This window comes from Pleomorphochaeta naphthae, assembly GCF_055396005.1.
The window spans coordinates 1,312,305-1,333,801 of the sequence record NZ_AP042457.1 but is presented as its reverse complement, the minus strand read 5'-3'; the positions used below and the strand labels follow the sequence as shown (position 1 = coordinate 1,333,801).

At 30.2% G+C, this 21,497-nt stretch carries 18 protein-coding genes; 8 read left to right on the top strand and 10 right to left on the bottom strand.

The genetic code is table 11. The annotated features are described in order from the left end of the window. Positions 1-8 precede the first annotated feature (8 nt). The 5 genes from ACZ5SO_RS06110 (at position 9) to ACZ5SO_RS06090 (ending at position 7,292) form a co-directional block, all read left to right on the top strand. Positions 9-1,751: a class I mannose-6-phosphate isomerase gene (locus ACZ5SO_RS06110; protein ID WP_464627488.1), complete on the top strand. Its 1,743-nt coding sequence runs from the start codon at positions 9-11 to the stop codon at positions 1,749-1,751. 89 nt (positions 1,752-1,840) lie between these two features. After that, on the top strand, positions 1,841-3,109 hold the full coding sequence (locus ACZ5SO_RS06105) for an ABC transporter substrate-binding protein (RefSeq protein WP_464627487.1): 1,269 nt from the start codon (positions 1,841-1,843) through the stop codon (positions 3,107-3,109). 18 nt (positions 3,110-3,127) lie between these two features. After that, the gene (locus tag ACZ5SO_RS06100; protein ID WP_464627486.1) at positions 3,128-3,991 is read left to right on the top strand and encodes a carbohydrate ABC transporter permease; all 864 of its coding nucleotides are present in this window, start codon (positions 3,128-3,130) and stop codon (positions 3,989-3,991) included. A gap of 2 nt (positions 3,992-3,993) precedes the next feature. After that, positions 3,994-4,824, top strand: a complete 831-nt coding sequence (locus ACZ5SO_RS06095) for a carbohydrate ABC transporter permease (RefSeq protein ID WP_464627485.1) — start codon at positions 3,994-3,996, stop codon at positions 4,822-4,824. Between the two features lie 11 nt (positions 4,825-4,835). Beyond that, positions 4,836-7,292 carry a glycoside hydrolase family 38 N-terminal domain-containing protein gene (locus tag ACZ5SO_RS06090; protein WP_464627484.1) on the top strand — a complete coding sequence of 819 codons (2,457 nt, stop codon included), beginning with the start codon at positions 4,836-4,838 and terminating at the stop codon, positions 7,290-7,292. A 381-nt stretch (positions 7,293-7,673) separates the two neighbouring features. On the opposite strand, the gene ACZ5SO_RS06085 is transcribed toward ACZ5SO_RS06090, so the two are convergent. Beyond that, complete coding sequence (locus ACZ5SO_RS06085; RefSeq protein WP_464624022.1) at positions 7,674-8,828, bottom strand: IS110 family RNA-guided transposase; 1,155 nt, start codon at positions 8,826-8,828, stop codon at positions 7,674-7,676. Between the two features lie 254 nt (positions 8,829-9,082). Here ACZ5SO_RS06085 and ACZ5SO_RS06080 point away from each other — a divergent pair, with 254 nt between their 5' ends. After that, the gene (locus ACZ5SO_RS06080; protein ID WP_464627483.1) at positions 9,083-9,370 is read left to right on the top strand and encodes a DUF3892 domain-containing protein; all 288 of its coding nucleotides are present in this window, start codon (positions 9,083-9,085) and stop codon (positions 9,368-9,370) included. A gap of 101 nt (positions 9,371-9,471) precedes the next feature. Here ACZ5SO_RS06080 and ACZ5SO_RS06075 read toward each other — a convergent pair whose 3' ends face one another. The 8 genes from ACZ5SO_RS06075 to ACZ5SO_RS06040 form a co-directional block, all read right to left on the bottom strand. Beyond that, positions 9,472-10,449 carry an ADP-ribosylglycohydrolase family protein gene (locus ACZ5SO_RS06075; protein ID WP_464627482.1) on the bottom strand — a complete coding sequence of 326 codons (978 nt, stop codon included), beginning with the start codon at positions 10,447-10,449 and terminating at the stop codon, positions 9,472-9,474. Positions 10,450-10,457: 8 nt separating this feature from the next. Continuing rightward, positions 10,458-12,560 carry an ADP-ribosylglycohydrolase family protein gene (locus tag ACZ5SO_RS06070; protein WP_464627480.1) on the bottom strand — a complete coding sequence of 701 codons (2,103 nt, stop codon included), beginning with the start codon at positions 12,558-12,560 and terminating at the stop codon, positions 10,458-10,460. Positions 12,561-12,744: 184 nt separating this feature from the next. Then, the gene (locus ACZ5SO_RS06065; RefSeq protein ID WP_464627479.1) at positions 12,745-14,214 is read right to left on the bottom strand and encodes an extracellular solute-binding protein; all 1,470 of its coding nucleotides are present in this window, start codon (positions 14,212-14,214) and stop codon (positions 12,745-12,747) included. A 21-nt stretch (positions 14,215-14,235) separates the two neighbouring features. Further along, on the bottom strand, positions 14,236-15,123 hold the full coding sequence (locus tag ACZ5SO_RS06060; RefSeq protein ID WP_464627478.1) for a carbohydrate ABC transporter permease: 888 nt from the start codon (positions 15,121-15,123) through the stop codon (positions 14,236-14,238). Position 15,124: 1 nt separating this feature from the next. Beyond that, positions 15,125-16,048, bottom strand: a complete 924-nt coding sequence (locus tag ACZ5SO_RS06055; RefSeq protein WP_464627477.1) for an ABC transporter permease — start codon at positions 16,046-16,048, stop codon at positions 15,125-15,127. Positions 16,049-16,057: 9 nt separating this feature from the next. Beyond that, positions 16,058-16,372, bottom strand: coding sequence for a DUF4387 domain-containing protein (locus tag ACZ5SO_RS06050; RefSeq protein ID WP_464627476.1), 315 nt, complete (start codon positions 16,370-16,372; stop codon positions 16,058-16,060). Beyond that, entirely contained in the window at positions 16,369-17,739 is a 1,371-nt protein-coding gene (locus tag ACZ5SO_RS06045) for an acyclic terpene utilization AtuA family protein (RefSeq protein WP_464627475.1), read from the bottom strand. The genes ACZ5SO_RS06050 and ACZ5SO_RS06045 overlap by 4 nt, the downstream gene beginning before the upstream one ends. A gap of 3 nt (positions 17,740-17,742) precedes the next feature. Further along, positions 17,743-18,756 (bottom strand): LacI family DNA-binding transcriptional regulator, encoded by a 1,014-nt coding sequence (locus tag ACZ5SO_RS06040; RefSeq protein ID WP_464627474.1) that lies wholly within the window; start codon positions 18,754-18,756, stop codon positions 17,743-17,745. Between the two features lie 694 nt (positions 18,757-19,450). On the opposite strand from ACZ5SO_RS06040, the gene ACZ5SO_RS06035 reads away from it, so the two are divergent. Continuing rightward, positions 19,451-19,582 (top strand): hypothetical protein, encoded by a 132-nt coding sequence (locus ACZ5SO_RS06035; RefSeq protein ID WP_464627472.1) that lies wholly within the window; start codon positions 19,451-19,453, stop codon positions 19,580-19,582. A gap of 171 nt (positions 19,583-19,753) precedes the next feature. Here ACZ5SO_RS06035 and ACZ5SO_RS06030 read toward each other — a convergent pair whose 3' ends face one another. Beyond that, positions 19,754-20,311, bottom strand: a complete 558-nt coding sequence (locus tag ACZ5SO_RS06030) for a CD3072 family TudS-related putative desulfidase (protein ID WP_464627471.1) — start codon at positions 20,309-20,311, stop codon at positions 19,754-19,756. Between the two features lie 534 nt (positions 20,312-20,845). On the opposite strand from ACZ5SO_RS06030, the gene ACZ5SO_RS06025 reads away from it, so the two are divergent. Beyond that, the gene (locus tag ACZ5SO_RS06025) at positions 20,846-21,466 is read left to right on the top strand and encodes an ECF transporter S component (RefSeq protein WP_464627470.1); all 621 of its coding nucleotides are present in this window, start codon (positions 20,846-20,848) and stop codon (positions 21,464-21,466) included. Positions 21,467-21,497: the final 31 nt, after the last annotated feature.

Genomic DNA, 21,497 nt, shown 5'->3' with positions numbered 1-21,497 from the left:
AATTAAAAATGAAATATAATAATTATGGCAATTATGACTTGAACCCTAAAATTAGGCTCAAGCAGCCTGATATTGCCTTAACAATAGGATATAAAGATATTTTAGAAACATTAAAAGAAAAATTAGGTTATAAATCTAATATTCTAATATGTGATTTATATCCAGGAGTAGATGAGATAGAAGTATTAAATGAGTTAAAATTACTTAACCCCTCTTTATTAATAAATACTAAAGATTTGTTATTTGATTGTGATACTCTTGATGATATTTTCAAAGATAATATAACCGATGATAGAGTATTTGGTTATATGTCTCAGAAAACTGTCAAGGATTGTTTTGATCCTGACTTAGTTGAGGCTGCAAGATCCCAAATAATTGAAATAAAAAATGATAATAATCTTATAATAATTTTTGGAGTAGGCGCTTCTTATGTATATGAAGAAGGTTTGTTAGTTTATTTTGACATGCCTAGATGGGAAATCGAACTTAGATATAGACAAGGACAAAGCAATTGGTTAGCTAATAATCATAATGATGCTATTTTAAGTAAATTCAAACGAGGTTATTTTATTGAGTGGCGTATTGCTGATAGGCATAAAATAAAATATTTTGATAAAATTGAATATTTAGTTGATACTACATTAAAAGATTTTCCTAAGATGGTTAGTGGTAATAATTTTAGGATGGCTTTAAATGAAATAGTAAACAGACCATTTCGAATGAAACCATATTTTGATCCTGGTGTTTGGGGTGGTCAATGGATGAAAAATACTTTTCAACTTGATCCTTGTAAAGATAATTATGCTTGGAGTTTTGATGGAATTCCTGAAGAAAACAGTATTAACATTCAGTTTAAAAATGATTATATAGAAATTCCAACAATGGATTTGGTATTATACAGACCAGTTGAACTCCTCGGAGATCGTGTTCATGCTAGATTTGGTAGAGAATTTCCAATAAGGTTTGATTTACTTGATACAATGGAGGGAGGGAATTTATCTCTTCAAGTTCATCCTTTAACAGAATATATACAAGAGAAATTTGGTATGCATTATACTCAAGATGAAAGCTATTATATTCTAGATGCGAGTAAAGATGCTTGTGTTTATCTTGGGGTGAAAGAAAACATAGATCCTAAAGAAATGGAAAAAGAGTTAATAAGTGCTGAGAAAGGTGAAATATCATTTGATGCAAATAAATATATAAATAAAATACCAGTTAAAAAACATGATCATGTTTTAATCCCTGCAGGAACAATACATTGTTCTGGTAGGAATACTATGGTATTAGAGATTAGTGCAACACCTTATATATTTACTTTTAAACTTTGGGATTGGGATAGAGTTGGACTTGATGGAATTCCTCGGCCTATACATTTAGAACATGGCTTAAATAATATTCAATGGGATAGAAATACAAGCTGGGTTTATACAAATATTGTAAATCAAGGAAAAATTCTTAGTGAGACCTCATCAACAAAAATTGAAAGAACAGGTTTACATAGTAGAGAATTTATAGACACTTTAAGAGTAACAACTGAAAATGAACATATAGTAAAGATGGAAGACAGTGTCCATGTTTTGAACCTTGTAGAAGGTAAAGCTGCTCTTATAGTAAGTATTGGTAATTCTTTTGAGCCCTTTGAGGTGCATTATGCTGAAACATTTATTATACCAGCTAATGTAAAAGAGTATATTATAAAACCCATAGTTGGTAAAATTTCGCTAATTATTGCTTCAGTAAGAAAATAAAACTATAAATAAAAACAAAAAATATTTATTGACAAATTATTATATTGTAATATTATTATGTTATAACATTTAAAACAAAGGAGTTAAAAATGAAAAAAGTTATGAGTGTAGCATTGTTAATGATTGCATCTTTATGTGCAGTTTTTGCAAGTGGTAGTGATGAAAAGAAATCGGTTAGCGAGAAGGGTATGACTAAAACAGTTACTTTAGCTAATGATAAATTAGTTTCTGTAGATTATTCAATTATTGATGAATTTGAAAAAACAGCTGAAGAAACTACTGGAGTTAAGTTAAATATATCTTCATCTCCAGATACAGCTTCTTATCAAACTGTAATTCAACAAAGTATAAGAGACTCATCTGCTCCAGGTTTATTAACTTGGTGGAGTGGCCCACAATTAAATAAACTTGTTTCAAACGATTTGTTATATAATCTAGATGACATTTGGGATAATTATTTAATACCACAAGGATTGTCAGAAGACATCAAAACAGCTCTATCTTATGAAGGACATGCTTATGCAGTACCTTATAGTATTTTGTATAATGTTACATTTTACAATAAAGATGTTTTTGAAAAAGCTGGGATAGAAAAAGAACCTGAAACTTTTTCTGAATTTTTAGAGGCTTGTCAAAAAATTAAAGATAGTGGAGTCACTCCTATTGGAATAAAAAATGACAGTTGGGCTGGTTTTATATGGTTCCAACAAATGATTTCAATTCAAAGTCCTCAACTATATTTAGATTTGTGTGATGGAACAAAAAAATATACTGATCCTGAAGTTGTAGAAGCAATGCAAGTTTGGAAAGATATGATTGATGCAGATTATTTCTCTAAACCAATGCCATTATTAGATTGGCGAAAAAGTTTAGCTACCGGAAGTATTGCTATGATGTTAGAGCCAACCCCTGAAATAACAGTATTTGGTAGAGATTATGGCTTAGTCTCTGATGTAGATTTTGGTTCTTTTGCCGTACCTTCAGCAACAGGTGATAAGAGATCAGTTTTCTTTGAAATAGCACCTATTGCAGTTGCAAAGTCAAGTAGCGAGCTTGATAGTGCACTAGAGGCATTGAAGAAATGGTATAATAAAGATTTACAAACTTTCTTTTATGAGAATTTAGGAATTGTAAATACAAGCACAGTTGTTGTAGATGATCCAATCTATAAAGAAATTATGGATTATACAGCTGACTCAGAAAATTATGCATTATTACTTAGATATTATGAAAATACTCCAGAAAATGTCAGAAATGTTGCTTTAGATCAATTTATGAAATTTCAACTTAAAAATGTGGGTGTTGAAGAAATGTTAGAAACAATACAGAAAGAAGCTGATAAAGTTTTTAGCTATTAAGAATAATTAGGAGTTGTTTTGAAAAATCGAATTAAACTAATATCAAAGGATTATTTATACATCCTTCCAGCAGTAGTATTTATTGGTTGTTTTTTTATAACCTCTATAATCTTTACCTTTAAAATTAGCTTTTATACTTGGGATGGATTTTCAGACAAAATATTTGTTGGATTTAAAAATTATGTTCTATTATTTAATGATGCAAATTTTAAAATTTCTTTATTAAATACACTTGCATGGGTGCTAGGATATTTAGTGGTTTCTTTATTGTTCCCACTTTTATTAGCTACATTTATTGTTAATTCATATTTTAGGCAACTTCTAAGAAATGTTTTTTATCTACCAACAGCAATATCACTTACTGTTGGTGGGTTGATAATGTCGATTATGCTCTCAGGTTCTGGGATTCCTAAAATTATGGAACTTTTTAATAGACCTGACCTAGTGTTTGATTGGTTATCTATTCCTTATTTAAATACTTTTATCATGATTTTAATAACATCATGGCAAGGTATTGGTTTAAACTTATTATTATTTATTGGAGCAATAACTTCAGTGAATACATCACCAATTGAAGCTGCTATTATTGATGGAGCAAATAAAGTTCAAGTTTATATAAAAGTAGTTTTTCCTATGATAAAAGGAACTATAAAAGTTGTTTTATTAATGGCATTAGTTAATGCCTTTAAGGTTTTTGATAATATTTGGGTAATGACTAAAGGAGGACCATATCGAACTTCTGAAACGCTTGCACTTACAATGTATAAAGAATCGTTTATTTATGGTCATTTGGGAATAGGGGCTGCTATTTCAATAATTTTATCAATAGTTGTTTTATTGATCTCGTATTTTTATTTAAAAGATACGTTTAAGGATAATTAAATATGTTAAATAACAAAAAAAGTACTTCAAAAATTATTATTACCTTAGTTTTGCTTATGTTAGCTTTAATCTGGATCCTTCCAATATTGTTTGTATTTCTCAATTTATTTAAAGGTAGAATAGAATATAATATGGGAAGGGGAAGTTTTTGGAGATTACCAGAAGGTAATAATTTTACTGATAATTTTAAAAATATAATATATGGATTACCATTATTTAATGGAGTCTTTAATAGTCTCATATATGCCTTATTTGGAAGTTTATCCTCTCTTATAATTGGAACATTAGCTGCATATGGCCTTTCTCATCTTAATATAAAACATAAAGGTTTTTGGTTTTTATTTATTTATAGTGGAACAGTTTTTCCATTTCAATTATATCTGATACCAATATATAAAGCATATAATACAATAGGCTTTTATGATACAAGAATAGGAATGATTCTATTTTATACAGCAATTTGTATTCCTTTTATTATGTTTGTTATGAGAAATAACTTTTTGGAAATTGATGCTGAAATAACAGAATCAGCGAAAATAGAAGGGGCTACTAATTTTCAAATTTTAATACAATTGTTTTTACCTATGGTGAAAGCATCTTTATCTGTTGTTTTTTTAACTCAGTTTGCATGGTCTTGGAATGATTTAATGTTTGGATTAACATTTACAAAATCTGATAATGTTAAAACAATCATGTCAATACTTTCTGTAATGGATAAAAATAATCCACCATTATTATTCTTAGCTTGTGTAATCGCTTCAATACCAACAATAGCACTTTTCTCATTTTTACAAAAAAATTGCGAAAAAGGTTTACTATATACATCGAAATAAAAGAGGTCGCTATGAACAAAACATGGAAAATATTTATAATACACCATTCTCATACAGATATTGGGTATACAGAGAGACAGGATAAAATTATAAGATATCATTATTATTTTATAAAACAAGCAATTGAAATTTTAGACAAGATTCATAATGGTGAATTAAAGGACTGTGAAGGTTTTAAATGGCAATGTGAAAATTATTGGCAAGTTGAGAATTTTTATTCATATGCTACTAAAAAAGAGATTCACAAATTTGAAGAATACGTAAAGTCAAAAGAAATTGGTATATCTGGAAATTACTTTAATTTAACTGAATTAATAGATGAATCTTCTTTATCTCACGGTTTTGATAAAATGCGTAAATATGGTATTGAAAAAAAAATTGATATTAAATGTGGCATGAGTGCAGATATTAATGGTTTTTCTTGGGGCTATGGAGATGTTTTATTTGATAATGGAATAAAAAATTTTTATTCTTGTTTACATCCCCATCATGGAATGTTCCCATTATTTAAAAAACAAATACCTTTCTATTGGGAAACTCCTAAAGGTAATAAAGTATTAGTGTGGAATGGTGAACACTATCATGTTGGAAATGAGTTGTTTTTAGCTCCTTATGCTGGAAATTCTTATATGTATAAGGATGAATATCATAAGCCAATAAATGAAAACTTTTTCTTTAATTCATCTAGAGAAGAAACAGAATTAAAAGAAAAGGAAATATGTAAAAATCGAATTGAAAAATATTTGAATAATCTTGAAAAAGAAGAATATCCTTATGATTTTGTACCAGTAATGGTCTCAGGAGCTTTGACTGATAATGGTTTCCCTAATCCAGATTTAGCAAAAAGAGTTAATGAATTAAATAAAGAATACGATAATAAGATTTCATTTGAAATTGTAACTTTAGATACTTTGTTTTCCCATATAAGAAATAATTGTTTAGATATTAAGAGTTATAAAGGTGATTGGACAGATTGGTGGGCTGATGGAATTGGATCAACGCCTTCATCAGTTATGGTATTTAGGGAAGCCCAAAGAAAATTAGATTTATGTGAAAAATTAGATCCAAAGTGTGAATTAATAGACAAAATAAAATTAGATAAAGTTAAAGATGAGCTTTTATTGTTTAGTGAGCACACTTGGGGGTATTCTTCTTCAGTTAGTGAACCCTGGGATTTTTTAGTTGTGAATTTAGAAACTAAAAAAAATGCTTATGCAACCAATGCTAATACTCAAGTATCATTTGCTTTAGACGAAATATTAGCTAAGAAAGGCGAATGTGGAATTAGATACCAAAGACATCAAAATTTTAAAGTAATAAATCCTCATCCTTTTAAAGTTATGTCTAATGTGAAATTATTTGTTGAATATTGGGAGTATCTTGATGGAATTCAATTTTGTTTAGACACTCAGTTTGAAGTTGTTGATAAAGAAACTGGTAAAGTTATTCCTCATCAGATTGTCAAAATTCCAAGAGCTTACGAGATTGAAATTATTTTAGAGATGGAAGCTAAAGCTGAGAAAATTGTATATTTAAGATTAGCCTCTACTAAGAGAGAATTGACGATTAAAAATCACGCTCATATTGGAGCTGATCAAATTGAAGACATTGTCATAAATGGAGAATATGAAGTATCAGTAGATAAAATAGAGACAGATTATTTTGAAATAAACTTATCACAGGATGTTGGAATAGTTAGTATAATTGATAAAAGCGATAAGACAAATATATTAAAAGATGATTTTGCTATCGCTCCATTCAACGGTTGTTATGAAATTACAAAGCCTAAAGATAATAATCAATTAGAAGTAAGGCGTAAAATGGGCAGAAGTCGTAAAAGTCCCGCAACTCAAAGATTTGTAGGCAAATTAACAAATCTAGAAATAATTGAAGAAGGGCAAGTATATGTTAAGCTTAAATTAGAGTATAAATTAAAAGGTACTAGAATCTATAATGTATTCTTCAAAATATTCAAACATCTTCCAAAAATTGATGTTAGTGTTATTTTAAATAAAAAAAGTAGATGGGACCCTGAAAATGTTTATGTTTCTCTACCTTTTGAATTAGATAATCAAAGCTATAAATATATAGATAAAACGGGAGCAATAATTCGTCCTGGAATAGATCAATTGCCAGGTAGTTGTACCGAATTTTATCTGTTACAAAATGGTGTTGTGTTAGAAAATGAACATAAGAATTTGATTATTTCTACATTAGATGCTCCTTTGGTAACATTTGGCAGTCTAGATTCAAAAGCTATTCGTTTAGATATTGATGGTAAAGAATTTAACAAAAAAGAGACATATTCTTGGATAATGAATAATTATTGGGAGACTAATTTTAAAGTAGATTTAGGTGGATTTTATGAGTTCCATTATTCAATTGAAGTAACCCAAAAAGAAGATATAACAATGGCATTTGAAAAATGTAAACAAATGAATGAGGGCCTAATTTCTATGTATATTTGATTAAATTATTTTATTAATTCTAACGGTTTTATAGGAATCTTCTGTTGAAAAAGAATACAAAATAGTAAACCAGTGCTTTAAAATATATTTTGTGGAGGCTCTACTCATTGAGTATTGCCTCTACAAATATTAAATGTTGTTTTTAAATTTCTTTCATTCGTAAGTGTCAACTTAAATGGGACATATTAGGTGTATACCCTTTGATTTAATAATTCAATATAATATTTTCAAAAAGTTTTGAATTAAAATTTCCATATATAATTATGAAAAAAATAATTTTATTTTACAGTTAACTAACTATATGTTATTATTTAGTTAGCTATAAAACAATTAAAAAGGAGTCAACTATAAACAATTATGATTAAGGAAAAAGATTTTAAATTATTGAATACTAGCTTTTTCGCCTCTAATCAAAAGGGCGTAAATAGCCCTAATAAGTTTATTTGTTGTAGCAATCATAGCTTTTCTATGAGGGAAACCTTGTTCTCTTTTTCTAGAATAATATTCAGCCAAAACTGGATTGCTTCTAAGGCTATTAGTTGCCATCAGATAGCAATATTTTCTCAGGACTCGATTCCCTCGTTTGGAAATTTTACCATGCCTATCTTCCTTTCCAGATTGATAGATTGTTGGATCAGTTCCTATGAAAGCTATCAATTTTTGGTAGCGACTAAATCGGTGAATATCTTGAATCTCTGCCATAAAATGTGCAGCAGTTGTATCACTAATACCAGGGAAAGAAGTAATAATCTCTATCTCTTGTGGATGAATTTCTTTTTCCATATTTATGAGAGCTTTTGTAAGTTCTTTGTCTTCCTTTTTAAGATAAAGAACAGTTTTAGCTTGATGCTTGGTAATAGCTGCATGAAGATCTACACCCACAGAATCTTTAGCCAATTCTTTGGCTTTTTTAGCAAGCTTTTTATCTCTCTCAGTACTTTTTACTCTAGTTCCTCTAATAGCTTTAGCAAGTTGTACAGTAGAGGCAGAAGCTACTTGTTTAGCAGAACCATACACAGACAACAAATTGAGCCAAGAATCAGTAAAAACGTTAATATTATGCAATTCAGGGAAGGATACAGCTATATCTCCCTTCAATCTAGTCTTAGCTTTTGCAAGTTGCTCGCTATTAGCAATCCTATCTCTAGAGAGAAGTTTACTTTCAGATTCCAACTCAGTTTTTCTCCCTTCAAATTGAATACTAGGGTTATTTGCATACCCTGCAATAAGGAGAGCATCGGACTTATCAGTCTTAGTTTTCCTTAAGGTAATTGTATCCTTGTATTGCTTAATAAGCAACGGATTTACAACATAAGCTATCATGTTGTGATTTAGTAGATAATGATAGCAAGTTAAGTGATATTTCCCAGTGGATTCCATGACAAATGTAGTATCTTTGTTAATTCCGGGAGTAGATAATAATTTGTTAAAACCAGTTTTATTTAGTGGAAAATTGTCTTGTGCGATAACACCTGTATTGCCAAGAATACAAAATGTAGCCGAAGTACTTGAAATGTCGATACCAACGATACTCATACTAACCTCCAAGGTTAAAAATAGGTTCCATTTTCCAATCTCCCGCATGAATGAAACTCAAAGATTTAATCAACCGATAAGGAAAACTGGGACCGAGGACAGACTCCTTTTAAAACTTTAAAGTTTATTGAAAATGAGGCCCTCTGCCCACAATTATATCACTTATAAAAACATATCATCTATTTATTTATAGATGGTAATAAACAATAGAAATTATACTGGTATTATAGACCAGTTATTATTAGGAGGAAGTAATGGCTTATTATGTCGAAAAAATTAAAATGAATGAGGGGCATAAGGATAGTAATCACTGTATAGATATTAAATATTTATATATTGATTTTGAAAATGGGAAAGGACTTCAAGGATATTCTAAGGCTAGTATTTATGATTATCTTTCTAATCATCCTCAAAGTATTAAGGTGTTTAAATCCCCATTCCCTTATGTAGTAAGAGCTATAAGTGCAAATGGAGAGAAATATGTACGCTCTGAACCAAATGATACTGAAAATGATAATTTACTAAAATTACCTAGAGTGTAGTATTATATCAAGAAAATCTAGTATTTATAATTTAGCTAAAAAAATGCAACGAATATTCTTTCGCTGCATTTTAGTAATAAGGCAATTTAAATATTTAATAATTAAATCAAATCACCTAATTGTTTTCCCATTTCTAAAATATCTATTCCTTTGGTAAAGTCTAAACAAGTACCACTAGGGTATCTAGTTTTTTGAACCCATTTGTCTGGAATAGCATCTAAACCATATTTTGCACCTAAGATAGATCCTGCAACAGCTCCTATAGTATCTGCATCTCGAGCAAAGTTACCAGCTAAGATAACACCTTTTTTAAAAGATGAATGCTCTAATTTTAAACATGCAAATGCTGCAGGAATGGCTTCAGCTGTTGTTGCCCAAGTTGTGGTTATTAATTCATCGTGAAGAGGCATCCATGCATCTAGTAAATCATTATTACTTACTATATCCATGGCTCTATTCATTGAATAATATAACCAACTTTCTTTTGGAATAACTGCAATTGATTTCTCAAAGATTTCATCCCAAGGAGCGTCAACCATAGCAAGAGAAACTGCAACTGCTACGGCTTGAGCGCCCCAAACGCCATCTCTAAAATGACTCACTTCAGCATCAATTTTAGAAAGTCTTACAGCTTTTTCCTCTTGTCCTGCACAAACAATTCCAACAGGGGGAATTCTCATAGCAGTTCCATCACTCATATGGAAAGTGTTAAATTTACCACTTTCCGGGGGTCTAAGGCCTTTTTTTAAGTTTTCAGCAGCTCTAATTTCACTTTTGCCACCTCTTTTAAACTCATCTTGAACAACAACATCTTCAAGCCAAGCATTTACTACATCATCACTTGTAAAATTACCTTTAGTTTTTATTAAAGTCTTTGCTGTTAAAAGAGCAAATTCTGTATCATCGGTGCTCCATGCTGCCCCTGAATTAAAGTCTGTGGTAATGCCGTAGTTAACTCTATTTTCTTTCATTCTTGCAGCGTCTCCAAAGCTATCTCCAATAGCTAGGCCTGATAAAGCACCACAAGCTCTATTATCTCTGAGGCTTTTGTTTTCCCTCAATTCTTCAACAGTATACATGATATCTCCTATAATTCTCTAATACTTAAAGTTCCAAATGATGTTCTACCACCATCTTGCATTGATAATCCAACCATTCCATATTTATATGAATTGTCGAAGCAAGTTAACTCTAAATTGTTATTTATATATAATGATAAAATATTATTTTCACATCTAAATTTTACTTTATATTCTTTATCTCTAGTAATTTCAAAAGCTTTATTTTTTAGAACTTCAAATTTTCCATTAACTGTTTTTCCAATTACAATTTTACCTTTGTAAAAACCACCATAATAGCCCCTTTGAGCTCCTTGAACTCTAAGAGCTAATAATCCATTATTTTTACTTTCTATTGTTATGTCAGTTTCAATTTCTACATCTTGAGTATAATAATTACCAGTTACAGCTTCTCCGTGATTTAAACACATTACACTTAATTTATCTTCTTCTATGTTCCAAGCTCCATGATTGATAGCAAAAGGTGTTATGGTTCTAAATTCTAGCTTTTGTTTATCCATTTTAATAGAATAGTTAGCTTTACCTGTAATTGTAAAATCATCTAGATATAAGAATCCATAATCATAAGCCCTAATTCTTGAATTAGATTCTAAGCTTATTCCAACTTCATCACAAACAGCTCCATCAAGATCTGGGATTGTAAATTCAATCTTAGTCCAGGTTTTTTCTTCTAATGTTAAACTCTTTAGATAAACAAGTTCTTTTGTTGAACTGTTTCTTACATAAGGTGTTATTATAAATTCTGAAGCACCTGAGAATTTATCACTATATATGTACATACTAACTTTTTGATTTGGGTATGCAGTAGGGGAGAATGCAGGTGAGTATCTCTCATCATCAAAGTCTTCTCTTCTATAAAATGGTTTATAGTAGATTCGGCTTGTTTCTCCTCTCTTCATTCTGTCATAAATAATTCTAAGGCTTCCTTTCCCACTGTGAGAGAACTCAGTTGAATGACTTATTTGAGTTTGATTTGTATTCGAGACCCTAAAGCCGTGAGTGGAACCTGGAAGTTCAAAATCAAAGTTAATTTCACCTTTTGTTGTTTTAACTTGGTCAGGAACTTTTTCTCCTCTTAATTTATAAGCCCAACTTACTAAATCCTTTACATATGTTGGTACATCTAGAGTGTTTAAGTATCCACTTATTCCACTTAATACTATAAAGTCGTTTATTGGTTTTCTATAACATTCTTTAATTTTAGAAAGGCCATCTTTAACTCCCATAATAGATCCAACATTACCTGCGTTACAGTCTGTGTCCCATCCTGCCATTGTTGCAATCTCAACAGCTTCATTTATATCTTTTCCATATAATAGAGCCATTATACAAACACCAGCATTAGGAATTATATGGCACACTCCTTTGTACTTATCATATCCCCAATTTTCTTGAAGATATTTTAAACAGTCTCTCCAATTTTCACTATTATTATTATAAAAGTTAATAACTGCATTTACTACTTTTGAATAAGTAGATTTTTTAGGAATAAAACTAAGGCCTGTTTGTATTATTTGATTTATATCATCACAAATGTAAGCTTGAGCTATACAAGATGCTATAAAACTTGCTCCATACAGTCCTTCTCCGTCATGAGAAACACTTGCAGCTGTTATAGCATATTCACTTGCCTTTTGAGGATTGCCAGGCCATACAAACCCCCAAGTGTCAATAAAAATTTGTCCACCAATTTGTTCGGCTCGCGTTTGCCCATTAACTTCTATACTTCCGCTAAGTGGGGGATTGATACCGTTTTTCAAATTTAGATAAGCAGTATGTTCGGTTGAAACGCCGTATCCACCCCACCAAAACATTCCGATTTCTTCTCTTGCATAGTTTAACCAAGCTTGAGCTACATCATTTGCTTTTAGTGCTTCCTTATAATTTCCATCATCAAGAGCTCTCAAGAAGTAGACAGGTCCGTTAACATCATCATCTGCTGCAAAGTTTTTAAAATCCTTTACGTAATTGACAATATTTCCATAAGCTCTCTCTATTCTCTCTGATGTCCAGACAGTTGGTTCTACCGGTGCTCCTAATCTTATTCCTATATTCATTGCAAGAAAACCTGCATAGGTTTTATCAATTAGAGTTTCTAAATTTAATTCCATATCAATCCTCTACTAAATCTATCTAATTCAAATTTTATAGAATTAGATTAGATATAATTTTTTAAATAAGAAAAGTTTAATAGCTCTTTTAATTTATTATTTTTATTTATTTAATTATCACTTTGGTTGTTATTAATCAAATTAAAAGAGCATAATTCTTATTATTAAATATTTAGTTTAAAAGTTAATTTAAAACTGTTGCTAAATATTCGCTAATTTTATCTCCACCAGCTGCATTCCATTTAGTAACAAATTCATCAAACTTATCAATACTCATTTCACCTCTTATAATGGCAGTTGAATATTCTGTGTAAAGTTTATCCATTGAATCTTTTAGTGGTAATAAATCATCTGGTAAGATTACATTAATGTCTGATGCATAATATTCATTCATCATTTCTAATGATTCTATTGCTGGTTCACTCATAACAGATCCATCAATCATTGATGTATCTAATCCGTTTAATGTATCCCAGAAACGAGCCCACCATTGAGTAAAGCTATCTGTTAATTCGATAGTACCATCAGCTTTGGTTATATGATGAATTCCTTCGATTCCTAGTTTGTCTATAACTCTACCTTCATCAGATGCCATATAATCTAAGACAGCAAATGCTGCATCTTTGACTTCAGAGTCTACATTAATTGCGAAACCACGACTTTCTTTTGTTACATCAACACTGATATAAGATTGAGCAACACCTTTTGCTGGTGGTAGAACAACTACTTCAGTTTCTTCTCCGTTAGTTTGAACCATTTTGTTATTATAGATATTTACAACAGCTCCTGCAGTACCACAGATCATGCCAGATTGGCCTTCGTAGAATGCTTTTTCCTTTGTGTCCCATTGTTTAGTAATATAGTTATTGTCTAATAGACCATCTCTATATAGTTTTGCATAGAATGCTAATTTAGCTTTTTCAGCATCTGTTGCTTTTGTATAAACCCATTTGCCATTTTCTTTAGTTAGAGTAGTTGTTACACCGAAAGCACTGTTAAATACTGAATCTAACTTTAGTATTGTTCCATCTGTAGTTAATGGCCATTCACACAAGCCTTTATCTTTCATTTCTTTTAGGAAATTATAATAATTATCAGGTGTTGGATTTTCCATTAATGCTTTTGAAGATGATAATTGATTAAACCAATCTCCTCTAACAACTGGAACACTAACACGAGGAGGTGCTAACCATAATAGGTAAGGGTAGTTTTTCATTCTTTCAATATTATGATTATCCATAATATTTTTAACATTTTCAGATGATGCAATGTATGAAGTCAAATCTTCTAATAGACCCTCTTGAGCTATTGGTAAATCTCCCCCTTGGAAATAGATTAAATCAGGTGATATTTGACCAGTTCTAAAAGCAATTGGTACTACTGTAGCATAGGAACCTGAAGGTGCGTTTAATATTTCTAGATTAATATATTTACCTTGTTTAGCTAAACCTTCTTCAATAGCTTTAACCATTTCTGGATTACCAGCATCATCAGGATTTACATCCTTACAGAGATATGTAACTGTAACAGGATTTTCTTTTGTTCCATATACATTAGTTACATCAACTTTCTCACTTTCTTTTGATCCACTTGCAAAAGTGAATCCCATCGCAACTGTAAGAACCATTAAGGCTGTACATAATTTTTTATTCATAAAACTTCCTCCAATTTTGTTTTATTCTTTTATTGATCCAGCTAAAGCATCTTTTGTGTAGAACTTTAGAACTACTGGATAAATTATTAATATTGGTATTATTGCAACTATTATAGTTGCAGCTTTAAGAGCGTTATAATCAACTCTTGCAAAATCATTGTAGTTGAATATGTTTTGCTGTCCGATAAGTGATACGGTATCGCCTAAGACTACAAACTGTCTTAAGATAACTTGTAGAACTGTATCTTTTTGATTGAGGATGTAGATACTTGCTTTAAAATATTCGTTCCATCTAATAACTGAATAGAACATTGTAATTGTTGCTATTCCCGCAGAAGATAAAGGAACTATTATCTTTGTTAGCATGTTCATATGAGATAACCCATCTAATGTTCCAGCTTCAATTATGTCTTTAGGAACTCCTTCAAAGTATCTCATCATTATTACAAGGTAATATACATTAACACTTGTAATTAATATTACTGACCATCTTGAACCCATTAGTCCTAAGTCTTGTACTACTAAATATTCAGGTACTAATCCTGGATCAAATAACATCATAATTATTAAGAAAACCATAATTGGCTTTTTTAATGTTAAATTTGGCCTTGTTAGAGCATATGCAGCTAAAGATGTTAGAGTAATATTTATTAGCGTTCCGACAACTGTAATAAATATAGAGTTAAAAACACTTCTCATTAATACAGGATGATTAAAAACTATTCTGTAATTTATAAAATCTAAGTCTTTAGGTATGATTCTAATTCCACTCATTGAAACTGATGCTTCTGGAGAGGATAGTGACATTGCTAATATATTTAAAAGCGGTACTATCATAGTTAGAGCTATAAACAGTAAAAGAAGTGTTAATAATATCTGTTTGGGAGAAAGTATCTTTTTTAGTTTCATTTTACCAAACTCCTTTGCCTGTTAATTTTTTACTTGTAAAGTGGGTAAATAGTACTAAAAATACGCCAACCACTCCTTTAATTAAACTTACCGCTGTAGCAAGAGAGTATTGCCCAGATTGTATTCCTATTCTGTAAATATATGTATCAAGAATATCTATTGAGGACAAAACTGCATCATTTGAGAAGTTAAGAACTTGGTCAAACCCCGCATTTAGAAAGAATCCCAGATTTAATATAAACATGGTAACCATTGGGATAATTAATGCTGGATATATTATATTTTTAATAATTTGCCATCTCGATGCTCCATCTATTTCAGCAGCTTCATATAGGGAAGGGTTAATGGCTATGATTGCTGTAAAATATATGATTGAATCCCATCCTAGAGATCTCCAACCTTCACAGAAATATAATACCCATTTAATCCAGTCTTTACTTGTCATAAAGTCAATTGTTTTTTCAACTCCAAACATATGCAAGATTTCATTAACCCCACCATCAACAGAAAGCATTGATATCCAAATACCTGCTATTACAATCCAAGATAAAAAGTGAGGTAAATATGATATTACTTGAACAACTTTTCTTGTATTACTACTTCTAAGTTCATTTAAAAGAATTGCAAATATTGGAAAGGCTGGAAATAATAGGACATATTTCATAAAGCTGATTACTAAGGTATTTTTTAATATCTGTAGAAAATCAGGAGAAGCTACAATCATCTTAAAATATTTTAATCCTACAAATGTCCAAGGTGACCTTGAGTTATATTTGTAAAATGCAAGTCGCATGTTAAAGATAGGGAAAACCCTAAAGATGATAAAATAAACAATAGTTGGAAGTAGCATAAAGTATAAAACCTTCTCAGATTTTAATTTTTTTATGAGTATTTTATTTCTCTCTTTTTTCTCTAGTGTATTCATTTTACCCCTCTATTTAATTTCAATATCTAATAAAGGAGCATGTTGCTGCGCTCCATATACATCTCTATCAAAACAAGTCCCACTTGAAACTTTTCGATTCATAGTAACTTTTATTCCCATTGCTCGATCGAAAAAAACAATATCGCTTATATCTTCAATGTCTAAGTTATATAGTTGTGCTATATTTTCTTTTGTAAAAACATTAGCTTTTTTAACTCTTTCATAATTTTTAACTTCATCAAATAATATATCTAGCGTTATTTGGAATGGGCCACTATTTTTGCTTCTTAAAACCCTAGCTAAGTCTTTTAAATAACTACTCATTTTTTAGTACTCCTTATTTCAATAGGGAATAGGGCAGATGGATCATCTACTTGCATAAGGTGATAGACTGAAAACTCATAAACAGCACCAAATTCAACATCACTTGGAGCAAAAGGGAAGGCTAGGTTTCCAGCTGTTGATTTTCTACCTTCATAACCAAAGTGCATAAAAGTTGATCTAAGAGATGCACAAATTGCAGAAGCTAAGTCTTGTGTTTTTGCAATAACTTCAAACATAACGCCAATTTCATGAGGCAAAGATTTGTTAGTCTCAAGTTCTCCCATAACACCATTTTTACCGTAGTTATAGAATTGGATTTTAAAATCCTCTTTATCTACGTTTTCATATTGGTTTATGACGCTATCTTTAACTAACTCTTCAACTTCTTCAATTTTTTCTATTAATAGTGGGTCTCTAACTCCTGCTATTACAAAAGTCCTATATGCAACTTTTCTAGCTCCCTCTAGCTTTATCATGTAAGAATCTGTTTGATGTAATTTACTATTAGTTACTCTAACAGTTCTTTCATCTATCTTTCTAAAGTCACATTCACTTAAATCTTGAATTATTCCAGGACCATGTAATAAAAAGGGATGATCTTTTTCATAAAAGGTGTGAGCTGCAACACTTGTAGGGCTACATTTTCTCTCTTTATTTGTACTAAATACATCAAAATAAGTTTCATGAAGTTCACCCATCATACAATCTTTAGTAGTGCCAGGATCACAGCAGAGAGCTCCGCATTCTAAAATTTTTCCAAGATGATAAGATAGGGCACTGTCAAAACCCTTAGAGATCCCGAAGGCTGCGAATATTGCAGGATCATAAGCTCTACCACAAACGATTATTTGAGCTTTTGTCTCAATAGCTTTGATTATTGGTTCAACACCCATTTGTGCTACTACAGAATTTGTCTCATCTAGGATGTCTTGTGTTAAAGGAGCGACATTATCTCCAAGCGGGGTAACTAAACCTTGTTTAAGTTTATCCTTAATTACATTTTTATCAATATCTGCAAAAACAACAGCTTGTTTCATATCATATAAATTGTTTTCTCTAACAATTTCATCAATAATATCAAGAGTCCAATTTATGTGAGAGATAGCACCACTTCCACCACTAGAACCAACAATGAAGGGAATGTTTAGCCTTTTAGCACCGAGGATGATTCTACTTAAATCTTGTTTGCAAGCTCTTTTGCTAACTATAGCAACATTAGCCCCTAATTTGTGAGGACCGGCATCAGTTGAACCTGCATCAACGATTATTGCATCGGGTTTCATTTCCAATCCTCTCTCAAATGAGGATGTTGGAAATCCATAACCCAATATTCCACACGGCGATAATATCCTAATTGATTTTTCCATATATTATTTTAACTCTCCATTGATCTTTTGAACTGTATCTCTAATCACTAAATTTACTGGTAGTTTATAATTTCTGTTTACAGGTTGCCCTTCAATAACTTTGATAATTATCTCAGCAGCTTTTTCACCAACATCTCTTTTAGGTTTAGCAATTGTTGTAAGGGAAGGGTGGATAATTGATGCTAATGGAATATCATCGATTCCAATAACTGATAGATCATTAGGCACTTTAATATTTAACTCTCTACATTTATTAATAAGCCCAACAGCAATTAAATCATTACCTGCTAAAATTGCAGTTGGAGGATTATCCATTTTACTAATAGTCTTAGCTAAGTCATTTCCGCCTTCCATGCTGTAACCTACAGAAAAGTAATAATCTTCTTTAAATTCAATCCCATGTTTATCTAAGAAATTGTGGTAAATACTTAGTTTGTTTTGATGTGATTTGCCACCAACAACATCTGTGTGAGAAGCAACAACTCCAATTTTCCTATGGCCGTTTTCATATAAATACTCAAGAGCTTCATTAAAGCCTTCTAGAGTATTTGAACCAACACGAGGAAAGTGCGATTTAAGGTATGCATTACCTAATAAGACAATTGGTAAATCTATTTTATTTAATTCAGAAGTCAATTTGGTTGAGCTATTTATTAAAATACCATCAACACCTTTGCTTAAAGCAAGTTCTAAATATTTTGAATATTTATCTTGTTTCCAATCAGTATTTACAAGGATCAAACTGTAATCATGTTGCTCTAAATAGTCTTGAGCACCTCTAGCAACTTCAGCCCAGAAATTGTTAGTAATATCTGGAATTATTAGTAAGATAGTTTTTGTTTTGTTTGTTCTTAGTGAAGATGCTAGGGAGTTTTTAACATACCCAAGTTCTTTTGCTGCTTTTTCAACTTTAGCTCTAGTTTTATCACTTACACCATAGGAGTCGCCAGATAGAACTCTACTCACAGTGCTTTTTGATACTTTAGCTAGTTTTGCAACATCTAAAATTGAATACATAAATTTAACCTTCTTTTTTTTGAAACAGTTTTGGGAACGTTCCCAAAAGTAATTATATCATATTATTACCATTTTGCAAGATTTTTTTTAAATGGTCACATTTTAGCAGGGTAGGATGATGAAATAATCAAGATGAAAAATTATATTATAATGTTGTTATATAAAAAGTTATAAAAATAAAAATTTATGAAAAAATATTTATTTTTGAGCTAAAAATGAAGAGAAAATAGCATGAATTAATTACTTTTTTCTCTTTTATACAATTTTTTTTATTGAAATTTATTCAATTTAGTTAAGTCAAATATTGCTTTAATTATTAACTTTTAAGTCACCTACAAGAAGTAAAAATGTGGTAATTATCATGCAAAAAACTTTAAGTGGAATACTCCTGAGTGTAATGAAAGTATAATGTCTAAGAGTAATTTAATTGGAAGGAAAAGATTAACGGAACAGAGCTAAATTATATTAATTATCACATTCAGAGAAGTTTTTTTCTATTGTTCAATTTTACTCTGTTAACTTTATAATTAGTTGCAATTAATTCATTATATATTTTTGTTTCAACAATAGCACCATTTTAATTAAATGCATTCTATGCTCTAACTCGGACAGTATTATAAATTCTCAAATTAATGGTTCACTTTAAATAAAAACAATTAAAGGATATCCCAATATGAGGAGTACTCAAATTTGTATGATTAAAGAAATTATTCGATTGAAATTTGAATTTAATCTATCAACTCGTGTAATAGCAAGAAGTGTTGGATGTAGTAAAAGCTCTGTTGTAATGTCTTTAATTTGCCCAAATGAACATAACGTTGTCTAAATGTAGTGGATTATGCGTTATTTCTAGTTATAATGTTTGAAAATAAATCTAGGTTAAATTTTTCAGAAAAATAGGATTATATAGACGAGCTTAAATTAAAACATTTAACCTTAAATCTCGCATATATATAATATAATAAAACCTAAATAAGTATAATAAAACTTAATAAATTCAATCGATTAACGATAAACATTTATCCCTTTCATCAGCAAATAGGGCCGTAACTACTACCTTATCAGTTAAGTTGTTTTCGCTTAGCATTTTTCTCAATACTTCTATAAATACGCCATTACCTTTATCTAATTTACAAGAAGAGAGGGTTTTATCAAGATCTTTTCTCTCTTCAAAAGACCCGTACCAGTTTCCATAGCAAGTATAATCAACACCACAGCTTGGGCTTCCATCAATACCAACAATCCCTAAGACTTTAAACATATCAGGGTTAGCTAAATATTCTTTAAGTTGATCAATAATTGGTTGTAATATATTCCTACAATGATTTTTAAAAAATACATTGTTAAATTGATTGCTAACATGCCCCCATCTTTTAGCACCATATAGAGTAAACTCAGGGCAGGGAAGTTGGATGATTTGAACATCATTTTCTATAGCTTTGTTTAAAAAATCTTTTCTAAGTTCTTCTTCAGCTGCCATTTCTTCTTTATTATACATTACTACTTTTGATGCTACATTTAATAAGCAATGAGCAACAAATATAACTTTTTTCATTAAAATTGACTCCTTAATAATAGATTTAATCAATAGAAAACTTTAGAAATCATATTGACTTAATAGGAATTATCATATATATATCGAAATAACAACAATCATTTACTTTTTGGAAATATAATGGAAAATATAAAATATGTAAATAAATTTCAGCAAAGAAATTTTCAATTAAAATTTAACTTAATAAAAACATTCACTAACTTAAATTATCATTTAAGAATTAGTAATAAGAAATTTTCTAACAATCAAAGAAATTGCTTTTCATTAATAAAGCAAGAGAGTTCTAATAATATAAAAAGTTATCATTGTTTATCTTTTCAATGAAATTAATTAAAAATTATGATTTAACTAGTTTATAAACTCTTAAAACTGTTAGTAAATCAAATATCTTCATTGTAATATTTTATAAACCAAAAGTCTTTCATTCTTAAATTATGAAATTAAATTAATAAACTAAAAAAATACTAAAAATACATCTGTTTTAATTAATAGAGGTAATTAAAACTAGTGTTTTTAAATATAGGAGAAAAGAAAATGAAAAATAAAGCGGGGGAAAAGTTTTCAATTAAAGAAGACTTTTCAATGTTAGCATTGTTAATTATTCCTGTTGGAGTTGCCGTTAATTTTGTAGGTGGACAATTAGCATCTTTACTTAAGTTGCCATTGTATTTAGATACAATTGGAACAATCTTTACTGCCATGTTATGTGGTCCATGGGTTGGGGCATTAACAGGACTGTTAACAAACATTGTAACAGGTATAGTAAATCCTGTAAATTTTGCTTTCATTCCAGTTTCCGTAGTTGCTGGTTTAGTGACAGGAGCATTTGCTAGGGCAAATTTCTTTAGTGTTTGGTGGAAATGGTTAATCTCAATGGTAGTAATGGGAGTAGCCTCAATTTTAACTGCAGCCCCTATTGTTGTATTAATGTTTGGTGGAGTTACAGGAAGTGGAGCTTCATTAATAACTGCTACAGTTATGGCAGCTGGTGCTAATATTTGGTCAGCCTTTATAGGTACTGAAGGTCTCTTTAATATTTTAGATAGAATCGTTTCATTTTTAATTTGTTTATCAGTAATTAAAGTCATACCAGTTAGAAATTTAATTAAGTTTAGCTGTGGTATGTTTTATATAAAAGATAAAAGAGAAAATTAATTAACGATAAAATTCAAAGTATTAGCTAATT